The sequence below is a fragment of the Nonomuraea guangzhouensis genome (assembly GCF_019396345.1).
In the GTDB taxonomy this organism is placed as follows: domain Bacteria; phylum Actinomycetota; class Actinomycetes; order Streptosporangiales; family Streptosporangiaceae; genus Nonomuraea; species Nonomuraea guangzhouensis.
This window is the reverse complement of record NZ_JAHKRM010000081.1, coordinates 1-10,222: the sequence shown is the minus strand read 5'-3', so window position 1 is coordinate 10,222 and position 10,222 is coordinate 1. Positions and strand designations below refer to the sequence as shown.

General features: G+C 66.6%; 11 protein-coding genes. 6 read left to right on the top strand and 5 right to left on the bottom strand.

From position 1 onward, the window contains the following. From KME78_RS63095 to KME78_RS63085, 3 genes are all read left to right on the top strand, one after another. Positions 1-186 (top strand): hypothetical protein (locus KME78_RS63095; RefSeq protein WP_219539854.1); only part of this gene is annotated, 186 nt, incomplete at its 5' end. Between the two features lie 26 nt (positions 187-212). Then, positions 213-617, top strand: coding sequence for a Zn-ribbon domain-containing OB-fold protein (locus KME78_RS63090; RefSeq protein WP_219539853.1), 405 nt, complete (start codon positions 213-215; stop codon positions 615-617). Then, positions 614-1,798 (top strand): lipid-transfer protein, encoded by a 1,185-nt coding sequence (locus tag KME78_RS63085; protein WP_219539852.1) that lies wholly within the window; start codon positions 614-616, stop codon positions 1,796-1,798. Before KME78_RS63090 ends, KME78_RS63085 begins: the two co-directional genes overlap by 4 nt. 61 nt (positions 1,799-1,859) lie before the next feature. Here KME78_RS63085 and KME78_RS63080 read toward each other — a convergent pair whose 3' ends face one another. From KME78_RS63080 to KME78_RS63060, 5 genes are all read right to left on the bottom strand, one after another. Then, positions 1,860-2,876 carry an ABC transporter ATP-binding protein gene (locus tag KME78_RS63080; RefSeq protein WP_219539851.1) on the bottom strand — a complete coding sequence of 339 codons (1,017 nt, stop codon included), beginning with the start codon at positions 2,874-2,876 and terminating at the stop codon, positions 1,860-1,862. Next, positions 2,860-3,897 (bottom strand): ABC transporter ATP-binding protein, encoded by a 1,038-nt coding sequence (locus KME78_RS63075; protein ID WP_308127607.1) that lies wholly within the window; start codon positions 3,895-3,897, stop codon positions 2,860-2,862. The genes KME78_RS63080 and KME78_RS63075 overlap by 17 nt, the downstream gene beginning before the upstream one ends. Positions 3,898-3,910: 13 nt before the next feature. Beyond that, positions 3,911-4,849 (bottom strand): ABC transporter permease, encoded by a 939-nt coding sequence (locus tag KME78_RS63070; protein ID WP_219539850.1) that lies wholly within the window; start codon positions 4,847-4,849, stop codon positions 3,911-3,913. Further along, positions 4,842-5,786: an ABC transporter permease gene (locus KME78_RS63065; RefSeq protein ID WP_219539849.1), complete on the bottom strand. Its 945-nt coding sequence runs from the start codon at positions 5,784-5,786 to the stop codon at positions 4,842-4,844. The genes KME78_RS63070 and KME78_RS63065 overlap by 8 nt, the downstream gene beginning before the upstream one ends. Positions 5,787-5,909: 123 nt before the next feature. Beyond that, complete coding sequence (locus KME78_RS63060) at positions 5,910-7,547, bottom strand: peptide ABC transporter substrate-binding protein (protein ID WP_219539848.1); 1,638 nt, start codon at positions 7,545-7,547, stop codon at positions 5,910-5,912. 484 nt (positions 7,548-8,031) lie between these two features. On the opposite strand from KME78_RS63060, the gene KME78_RS63055 reads away from it, so the two are divergent. The 3 genes from KME78_RS63055 to KME78_RS63045 all read left to right on the top strand — a co-directional run bounded on the left by KME78_RS63055 (position 8,032) and on the right by KME78_RS63045 (position 10,168). Beyond that, positions 8,032-8,967, top strand: coding sequence for an ABC transporter permease (locus tag KME78_RS63055; protein WP_219539847.1), 936 nt, complete (start codon positions 8,032-8,034; stop codon positions 8,965-8,967). Beyond that, positions 8,960-9,856: an ABC transporter ATP-binding protein gene (locus KME78_RS63050; protein WP_219539846.1), complete on the top strand. Its 897-nt coding sequence runs from the start codon at positions 8,960-8,962 to the stop codon at positions 9,854-9,856. Before KME78_RS63055 ends, KME78_RS63050 begins: the two co-directional genes overlap by 8 nt. A 156-nt stretch (positions 9,857-10,012) precedes the next feature. Beyond that, a complete protein-coding gene (locus KME78_RS63045; RefSeq protein WP_219539856.1) occupies positions 10,013-10,168 on the top strand; it encodes a hypothetical protein in 156 nt (51 codons plus the stop codon). Positions 10,169-10,222 lie beyond the last annotated feature (54 nt).

Here is a 10,222-nt window from a genome sequence, read left to right as displayed (position 1 = left end):
CCCAGTCCCGCCGCCAGGCCGGCCGCGGCCGGCGTGGGCCCCGGCGGCTACTTCGGCGACGGCCCGGTCTCCCGGCCGCCGCCGTCGTCGCGGCTGCCGGTGGTGTTCGCCATGGTGCTGCTGACGGCGGCCATGTCGGCCCGGGTGCTCGTACGGCACCGGTGTCGCGGGAGGGATGTAACCTAGCAAGCGCTTGTGTGATACTCCTGCCTATGAGCCTTGCGATCGACGGCTGGTTCGCCATAGAAGAGGACGGCACCCACCTGATCGGCACCCGGTGCGCGGCGTGCGGCACGGTCTGCTTCCCGCCGCAGCGCGGGTTCTGCCGCAACCCGCACTGCGACGGGGAGTCCATGGAGGAGACCAGACTGCCGAGGCGCGGGCGGGTCTGGTCGTACACGAGCGCTTCCTATCCGCCGCCCGAGCCGTTCGTGGCCGCCGATCCGTACACGCCTGTGACGCTGGCGGCGGTGGAGCTGGCCGGCGCGGGCATCGTGGTGCTGGGGCAGGTCAAGGACCTCACGGCGGACGAGCTGGAGGTCGGCATGGAGGTCGAGCTCACCCACGGCCCGCTGGCCGACGGACCGCTGGTGTGGATGTGGGGTCGCGCCTCGTGAGCGTCGTGGTGCTGGGCACGGGCATGCATCCGTGGGGCAAGCAGGGCAGACCGTTCGCGGAGTACGGCGTGGCGGCGGCCAGGCAGGCGCTGCAAGACGCCGGGATCGCCTGGACCGACGTCCAGTTCCTGGTGGGCGCCGACACGATCAGGAACGGATATCCGGGGTTCATCGCCGGAGCCACCTACGCGCAGGCCCTCGGCTGGTCCGGCGCCCGCATCGCGTCGTGCTACGCGGCGTGCGCGTCGGGGGCGCAGGCGATCGACATCGCGCGCGCCCGGATCATGGCCGGGCTCTGCGACGTGGCGCTGGTGGTGGGCGCGGACGCCACACCCAAGGGGTTCTTCAAGCCGGTCGGCGGCGATCGCCCGGATGATCCGGATTGGCTGAGGTTCCGGCTACTCGGTGCCACCAATCCCGCATATTTCGGGCTCTACGCGCGGAGGCGGATGGCCCTGTACGGCGAGACCGCCGAGGACTTCGCCGCCGTCAAGGTCAAGAACTCCCTGGCCGGTTCGCTGAACCCGATGGCCCGCTACCGCAAGGCGGTCACGGCCGAGGAGGTTCTGGCCTCGCCCATGGTGGCCGACCCGCTGCGGCTCATGGACATCTGCGCGACCTCGGACGGCGGCGCCGCGCTCGTCCTGGCCTCGCCGGAGTACGCCCGCCGGCTGGGCATGACGGACCCGGTGCGCATCGCCGCCGTCTCGACGGTGACGCCCACGTTCCCCAACACGGTTCTGGAGCTGCCGAACTTCGCGACCGACTCCTCCGCCGCCGTACCCCCTCCGGAACGGCCCTTCAGGGCCGCCATCGCGCACGCCGCCTACGAGGAGGCGAGCATCGGGCCGGGTGACGTGTCGTTCGCGGAGGTGTACGACCTGTCCACGGCCCTCGAACTGGACTGGATCGAGGACGTGGGCCTCTGCGCCCCCGGTGAGGCCGGCAAGCTGCTGCGGGCGGGCGACACCGCGCTCGGCGGGCGCGTGCCGGTGAACCCGTCCGGCGGGCTCGCCTCGTTCGGCGAGGCCATCCCCGCCCAGGCCATCGCCCAGGTCTGTGAGCTGACCCGGCAGCTGCGCGGCCGGGCGGGCGAGCGCCAGGTCGAGGGCGCCAGGGTCGGCCTGGCCGCCAACCAGGGCCTGTTCGGCCACGGCTCGGCCGTCATAGCGACCCGTTGACCAAGACGGACAGGAAAAAGCCCCCCGCGGAAAGTTCCCGCGAGGGGCCTGGGGCCGGTGGTCAGCCGATGTGGACCACGTCGTGCGTCTCGGCGAAGTGACAGGCACTCTCGTGCGCCGTCCCCGGCCTGATCTGCAGCAGCGGCTCCTCCTCCGCACAGATCTCCTGCGCCTTCCAGCAGCGGGTGCGGAAGCGGCAGCCCGACGGCGGGTTGGCGGGCGACGGCGGGTCGCCCTGCAGGATGATCCGCTCGCGCTGCTCGCGGCCCTCGGGGTCGGGGACCGGCACGGCCGACAGCAGCGCCTGCGTGTACGGATGGGCGGGCTTGTCGTAGATCTCGGTGTCCTTGCCGAGCTCGACCATCTTGCCGAGGTACATCACCCCGACCCGGTCGGAGATGTGGCGCACCACCGACAGGTCGTGGGCGATGAAGATGTACGCCAGGTCGAACTCGTTCTGCAGCCGCTCCAGCAGGTTGATGACCTGGGCCTGGATCGACACGTCGAGCGCGGAGACCGGCTCGTCGCAGACGATGATCTCCGGCTGGAGCGCCAGCCCTCGGGCGATGCCGATGCGCTGGCGCTGCCCGCCGGAGAACTGGTGCGGGTAGCGGTTGATGTGGTCGGGGTTGAGGCCCACGACCTCCAGCAGCTCCTGCACCTTGCGGCGGCGCTCGCCCTTGGGGGCGACCTCGGTGTGGATGTCGAACGGCTCGCCGATGATGTCGCCGACGGTCATCCGGGGATTCAGGGAGGTGTACGGATCCTGCATCACCATCTGGATGTTGCGTCTCATCCGCTTGAGCTCAGGGCCCTTGGCCTTGGCGATGTCCCGCCCGCTGATCTTCACCGAGCCGGAGGTCGGCCGCTCCAGCGCCATGAGCACCTTGGCCAGCGTGGACTTGCCACAGCCCGACTCGCCCACGATGCCCAGCGTCTCGCCCCTGCTGAGGTCGAACGAGACGCCGTCGACGGCCTTGATCGCGCCGATCTGCTTCTTGAACAGGATGCCCTGGGTCAGCGGGAAGTGCTTGACCAGGTCCCGGACTTCGAGAATCCGCTCACCCTTGGTCGCCATCGAGGACCTCCCTCCAGTAGTGACAGGCGCTGCTGCGCGTGCCGCTGATCTCGTAGAGCGGGGGGTTGTCCGTCACGCAGTTGTCCTGGCGGTACGGGCACCGCGGGTGGAAGGCGCAGCCGGTCGGCATGTCGAGCAGGTTGGGCGGCAGGCCCTTGATCGCGTACAGCTCCTGGCCCTTGAGGTCGACCCGGGGGATCGACTCCAGCAGCCCCTTGGTGTAGGGGTGGGCCGGGGACTTGTAGATGTCGTGCACGCTGGCGTTCTCGACGATCCGCCCGCCGTACATGACCGCGATCTTGTCGGCGACGTCGGCGACGACGCCGAGGTCGTGCGTGATGAGGATCATGCCCATGTTGCTCTCACGCTGGAGCTCGGCGAGCAGCTCCATGATCTGGGCCTGAACCGTCACGTCGAGCGCGGTGGTCGGCTCGTCCGCGATCAGCACCTCGGGGTCCAGCGCGATCGACATGGCGATCATGATGCGCTGGCGCATGCCCCCGGAGAACTGGTGCGGATAGTCGTTGACGCGCTGCCTGGCGGCCGGGATGCGCACCTTGTCCATCAGCTCGATCGCCTTGTTGTAGGCGTCGCGCTTGGACAGGCCACGGTGCACCCGGAACATCTCGCTGATCTGCCAGCCCACGGTGAACACCGGGTTGAGCGCGGACAGCGCGTCCTGGAACACCATCGCGATCCGCTGGCCACGCACCTGGGTGCGTGCCTCGTCCGAGAGCTTCAGCAGGTCGGTGCCGCGGAAGCGGATCTCACCCTTGGGGATGCGGGCCGGCGGCATGTCCAGGATGCCCATGATCGCCTGAGCGGTCACGGACTTGCCGGAACCCGACTCCCCCAGCACGGCCAGAGTCTCACCGGGGCTGAGCGAGTAGCTCACCCCGTTGACCGCACGCACGACGCCCGCGCGGGTGGCGAACTCCACGTGCAGATCTTCCACGGCGAGCAGCGGCTCGTCGCCCAGCCCTCCCTCGGCGGGCAACACGTCCGTTGATGCCTTTCTCACTTGAACCCCCTTCCTACCTGAGCTTCGGGTCGAGAGCGTCGCGTACGGCGTCGCCCAGCATGATGAACGCGAGCACCGTGATGCTCAGGAACACCGCCGGGAAGACGAGCGGCAGCGGCGCCTCCAGGAACCGGTTGCGGGCGTCGGCGATCATCAGGCCCCAGGAGATGTCCGGGGACTGGACCCCGACTCCCAGGAACGACAGCGCCGCCTCGGCCGAGATGAACCCGCCGAGGTTGATCGTCGCGATGACGATCACCGGGGCGACCGCGTTCGGCAGCAGGTGCCCGAACATGACCCGGCTCTGACTCGCGCCCAGGGCACGGGCCGCGACCACGAAGTCCTGGTTTCTGGCGGTGATGACGGCGGCCCGCATGATGCGGAACGTCATCGGCCAGGCCAGCACGGCCAGCGCGATGACCACGATCCAGATGCCCAGGTCCGCGTCCCTGAAGGTGGCCGAGATGAGCAGCGCGCCGAGGATCCACGGAATCGCGAAGAAGACCTCCGTGACCCGGGACGTGACCGTGTCGACGGCTCCGCCGCGGGCACCCGCGAGGAGACCGAGCAGACCGCCGACGATCGCCGTGATGATGGTGGTGCTCACGCCGATCACGATCGAGTTGCGCGCGCCGTAGATCGCCCTGGCGTAGACGTCGCAGCCGAGGCTGTCGCGGCCGAAGATGTGGCCCGCGCTCGGTCCCTGCCTGGCCGTGGCCAGCTCGCAGGTCTTGGCGTCGAAGGGGTTGATCGAGGTGAACAACGACGGCCAGAACGACATGACCAGCAGGATCGCGATGAGGACGCACGAGACGATGAACATCGGCCGACGTCGCAGGTCATAGAAGGCGTCGCTCCAAAGACTTGCCGGCTTCGCCTCCTTCTTGAGCTTGTCCGGAGGGGTCGGCGCGGTAGCGGTCTGCACAGGTCCGACCTGTGGGTCGTTACTCATAGCGAATCCTCGGATCGAGCACGGCGTACAACAGGTCCACGACCAGGTTCGCCACGATGTAGACCAGCACCAGGATTGTCACGATACCTACGACGATAGGTTGCTCTCGTAGGTATACGCCTTGATAGATCTGGAGGCCGATACCCGGGATGTTGAAGATCGTCTCGGTGATCACCGCACCGCCCATGAGCGTGCCGAGGTCGGCGCCCAGGTAGGTGACCAAGGGGATCAGCGCGTTACGCAACCCGTGCCGGCCGATGACTCTTCGTCTGGACAATCCCTTCGCGGTCGCTGTTCGGATGTAGTCGGATCTCAGCGTCTCGACCAGGCTCGTTCTGGTGAGCCGGGTGAGATACGCGATCGACGTACCCGCCAGCACGAATCCGGGGAGCAAGTACGATTTCAGCCCCGCGTTGATTCCCGCGATCGGGAAGATCTCCGCGCCCACGGCCTGCTTCAGCCAGACGCCCAGCCACAGCTGCAGCACGAAGCCGGTCACCAGCGGCGGGACGGAGATGAGCAGCAGCGTCGCGGCCAGGATCATGGTGTCGATGGCCTGACCGCGGCGCAACGCCGCCCACAGGCCGAGCAGGACACCGATGATCGCTTCCATGACGAGGGCGACGAGCGCCAGGTTCAGCGTGACCTGGAACTTGCCCGCCATCAACTGGGTGATGGGCACACCGGCGAAGGTCCTGCCGAAGTCGCCGTGCAGGAAGATGTTGCTGATGTAGTACCAGTACTGCAGCAGCAGCGGATCGTTGAGGTGGTACTGATCCCGCAGGATCAGCACGATGTTGGGATCTTGCCTCTTCTCGCCGGCCAGCGCCGCGATGGGGTCGCCAGGGAGCGCGAAGACGATGGCGAAGATGAAGAGGGTGGCGCCCAGCAGGACTGGTATCGCCTGGATCAGGCGCCTAATAACGTAACGGCCCATTCAAGCCTCCCGTACATGCCAAGAAGGCAGTCGCCGGGACCCGGGGTTTCATGGCCCCCATGACTGCCTTCGTGGCGGGCTCTCGAGAGGTGGGCGGCTAACCGCCCACCCCCGCGAACAGCGTCAGGCCTTCTCGACGTCGGCCCACTCAACCTGGTTGAGCAGGTTGATCTTGACGTTCTTGACCTTGGTCGAGTATCCCGAGTTGTTACGGTAGAAGTACACAGGGATGTACGGAAGGTCCTTGATGAGGATGTCGTCCGCCGCCTGGTAGAACTTCAGCCCCTCCTCCGGAGTCGGCGCCTGGTCACCCTTGGCGACCGTCTCGTCGAACTCCTTGTTGGAGTAGCCGGCGTAGTTGGAGCCGGTCTTGATGGCGCCGGTCGAGAAGATCGGCGTCAGGTAGTTCTCGGCGGACGGGTAGTCGATCGCCCAGCCCATCCGGAACATGCCCTTGTATTCCTTCTTGTCGAGGGCGTCAAGGATGCTCGCGAACTTCTCGAACGGCTTGACCGTCACCTCGACGCCGAGGTTGGCGCGGAGGTTGTTGGCCGCGGCCTCGATCCACTCCTTGTGGCCACCGTCGGCGTTGTAGCCGAGCTCCAGCTTCGTCGGGCCCTTGGCCGCGGCGTACTGCTCCTTGGCCTTGGTCGGGTTGTACTGGCAGGCCTGGCAGGCGCCCTGGCGGTAGCCGTCGATGGCCGGGTTGATGAAGTCGTCAGCCGGCGAACGGGTGCCGGAGAAGACCGTCTCGGCGATGGTCTTCCTGTCGATGGCCATCGAGATGGCCTCGCGCATCTTGACGTCCTTGTACTCGTCGTTGTACTTCAGCGGGAAGCCGATGTACCCGACGCCGGCGTCCGGCTGGTCCTGGTAGCGGTCACCGAGCGCCGTCTTGGCGCTGGAGATCGCCGAGGCGGGCAGCGAGTCGTGGATGTCGACGTTGTCGGCCTGCAGGTCGTTGTAGGCCGTCTCCGAGCTGTTGTAGAGCTTGAACTGCAGCTTGGTCCAGCCGGTCGGCTTCTTGGCCGGGTACTTGTCATAGACCGTCAGGTCGATGGTCTGGTCAGTGCCCTTCTTGTAGGGCTTGTCCAGCTTGAACAGGCCCTGACCGACCGGCTTCTCGCCGTACTCCTGCGTCACCTTGCCGTCGGGCCCGAAGGCGCTCTTGGGCAGCGGGTAGAACGCGGTGTAGCCCAGCATGGTCTTGAACTGGGAGAACGGCGCGGTGAGCGTGACCTGCAGGGTCGAGTCGTCGACCGCCTTGAGGCCCTTCATCTCCTTGGTGGCGACCGTCTTGCCCTCACCGGGGTTGAGGTCGGCATAACCGTCGACGCGGCCGAAGAAGTAACCGGCGCCCTGGGCGTTGTCCTGGTTTGCCGCGTAGTTCCACGCGTCAACGTAGTTCTGCGCGACGACCGGCTGGCCGTCCTGCCACGTGTAAGGCTTGAGCTTGATCGTCCACACCTTGTTGTCGGTGCTCTCGATCGACTCCGCCGCTGCCAGGACGACCTGCTTGTTCTCGTCGTAGTTGACGAGCGGCTCGAACACCGAGGCGAGGACTTCAGCGCCCTCCGACTCCGTGGTGTTCGAGGGGACCAGCAGGTTCTGCGGCTCGCCCAGTTCCATGCGGACCGGAGTGTCGCCGGCTCCGCCCGACGCGGGGTTGCCGGTCGTGGCTCCGCCGCCGCCACACGCGGCGACCGCGAGGGCTAGCAGCGCGGTACCGGCGACGATCTGTGCGCCCTTAGTAACACGCATGGTAAAAAGATTCCTCCCTCAAACAGGTGGGCGTAAGCGCTGAGCTGCGATGATCGTGAGCAGCCTGACGGGGGTGCCTTGTCGTCCCCCGGGTTTGGCTGACCTGGTCAAACCAGCCGACGCCCTGCCAGTCGATCGCGACTATCCCTTACTACTTGCCACCAGCGAGTCTCTGGTGCGTTGCAGTTCGGTCACACGTGCGCTTATCCAACGTCACAGTCATTTCTCGCATGGAGCACCAAATCCATCGAGAAACCCCTAAAGCGGACAGTATGGGACGTGAACAGCTGATGAAAAATACCTCCTTGCCGCCACTGGTCACGCCCTAGCCGCGATCCCGCGTGTCGCTGAGTTACGGTTGGGCAAGTCTTGACATGCCCTGGGACCAGCCTTGGAACCGGGCAGCGCGGGACACCGTCCAACAGTCTGTCGCGAACCGCCGCGACAGACACCTCACCGAGCCGGATCCAATAGAGTCCTTGCCATGAGCCAGCCGGAATCCGCTGTAGCGGACGCCCAGGCGGGCGGCCGAAGCGGGCAGGAGCCGCTGGCCAAGCTCGCCGCGAGATATGGGCTTCGTCGTGCCATCGCACGGCCGAGGTTTCCTGTCTATGTGCGCCAGCTCTGGGAGCGGCGTCACTTCATCCTGACGTACGCGACCTCGCGCAACGTCTCGAAGTACTCCAGCTCGGCCCTGGGCCAGCTGTGGCAGGTCCTGACCCCGCTGCTGAACGCCGCCATCTACTTCCTGATGTTCGGCCTGATCCTCGGGGGCAACAAGAACATCGACAACTACCCGGCCTTCCTGCTGACCGGGATGTTCGTCTTCACCTACACGCAGCGGACAGTGACCGCGGGCGCCAAGTCGATCTCGGGCAACCTGTCGCTGATCCGGGCGCTCCACTTCCCCAGAGCCTCCCTGCCACTGGCCTACACGATCCAGGAGCTCCAGCAGCTCGCCATCTCCATGGGCGTGCTCCTGGCGCTCGTGGTGGCCACCAAAGAATGGCCTACCTGGTTCTGGCTGATGATCCCGGTCGTGCTGCTGTTGCAGACAATGTTCAACATCGGCGCCGGTCTGGTGATCGCCCGGCTCGGCTCCTCCATGCGCGACCTCAACCAACTACTGCCGTTCATCACCCGCACCTGGCTCTACGCCTCGGGCGTCTTCTTCTCGATCCAGGACAAGGTGGTCAACGCCGCGCATCTGCCCCAGTGGGTGGCCAACGTGATGTACCTCAATCCCGCGGCCTCCTACATCGAGTGGATGCGCGACATCCTCATCGAGACCTACCATCCCGAGAACGGGCACAACCCCCCGACGATGGTGTGGGTGTCATGCGTATTCTGGGCAGTGTTCGCACTCGGCTTCGGCTTTTGGTACTTCTGGCGGGCTGAGGAGAGGTACGGGCGTGGCTGAACTGACCAAGGAGCTGTCACAGGTGAAGGGCCAGGAGCCCGCCGTCCCCGACGAGGCCGTCCCCGGCAAGGACGAGCCCAGCAAGGACGTCAGGGTGCACCCCAATCCGGCCCCCGCCGGCAAGCGGCCTCTGGACGTCCCCACGGGGACTCCCACCGTCATCGTCGACGACCTCCACATCGTCTACCGGGTCTACGGCGCGGCCAGCGACAACGAGAAGGGCAACGCGGTCAACGCCCTCACGCGCCTGCTCAAGCGCCAGGGCCGCCCGCAGATGAAGGAGGTGCACGCCGTCAAGGGCGTGTCCTTCGTCTCCTACCACGGCGACGCGATCGGCGTCGTGGGCCGCAACGGCTCGGGCAAGTCCACGCTGCTGCGTGCCATCGCCGGCCTCCTGCCGCCGCACGAGGGTGCCGTCTACACCGACGGCCAGCCGTCGCTGCTCGGCGTCAACGCGGCGCTCATGCGCGAGCTCACGGGCGAGCGCAACATCGTGCTCGGCTGCTACGCGATGGGCATGTCCCCGAGCGAGGTCAGAGAGAAATACCAGGAGATCGTCGACTTCTCCGGCATCGATGAGTTCGTCCAGTTGCCGATGTCGACCTACTCCTCCGGCATGGGCGCCCGGCTGCGCTTCGCCATCTCCTCGGCCAAGACACACGACGTGCTGCTGATCGACGAGGCCCTGGCCACCGGCGACCGCGAGTTCCGCAAAAAGAGCGAGGAACGCATCAAGCAGATCCGCGAGTCGGCCGGCACGGTCTTCCTCGTGGCCCACGACCTCAGGGTCATCGAGGAGACCTGCAACCGGGTCATCTGGCTGCACAAGGGCAAGATCAAGATGGACGGCGATCCGAAGGAAGTCCTCGCCGCCTACAACAAGGGCTGATCCCCCGCCGCACTCCGCGAACGCCGCGTTCCGGCGTTCGCGGATCTGTCATGCCCGGGGCGACTCGCGGGGCAAATGACTGACAGCGTGGCCGGTGTTCCGATATCATTCGAACGTTGTTTCGATACGAGGATGCCGATGGAGCGGGAGCGTGCGATGGGAGAGCTTGCGGCCGCGATCGACCACCTGGCCGTCGAGGACGTGGCAGACGTTCCCTGGGCCCAACTGACCGAGCAACTCGTCGACCTTCACTGGCAGATGGCCAGACTGCAGGCCCAGATCGCCCGCCGCACCGGCGTACGCCTGCTGTAGACATGACAATGCCGCCGGCCCCGGAGATCCGGGGCCGGCGGCGGGTGCGACTCA

What these genes read in the sequence shown, in the direction of transcription:
- KME78_RS63090 (WP_219539853.1), top strand. Translation starts at nt 213, where the DNA reads ATGAGCCTTGCGATCGACGGCTGGTTCGCCATAGAAGAGGACGGCACC.
- KME78_RS63080 (WP_219539851.1), bottom strand. Translation starts at nt 2,876, where the DNA reads ATGGCGACCAAGGGTGAGCGGATTCTCGAAGTCCGGGACCTGGTCAAG.
- KME78_RS63070 (WP_219539850.1), bottom strand. Translation starts at nt 4,849, where the DNA reads ATGAGTAACGACCCACAGGTCGGACCTGTGCAGACCGCTACCGCGCCG.
- KME78_RS63065 (WP_219539849.1), bottom strand. Translation starts at nt 5,786, where the DNA reads ATGGGCCGTTACGTTATTAGGCGCCTGATCCAGGCGATACCAGTCCTG.
- KME78_RS63060 (WP_219539848.1), bottom strand. Translation starts at nt 7,547, where the DNA reads ATGCGTGTTACTAAGGGCGCACAGATCGTCGCCGGTACCGCGCTGCTA.
- KME78_RS63055 (WP_219539847.1), top strand. Translation starts at nt 8,032, where the DNA reads ATGAGCCAGCCGGAATCCGCTGTAGCGGACGCCCAGGCGGGCGGCCGA.
- KME78_RS63045 (WP_219539856.1), top strand. Translation starts at nt 10,013, where the DNA reads ATGGGAGAGCTTGCGGCCGCGATCGACCACCTGGCCGTCGAGGACGTG.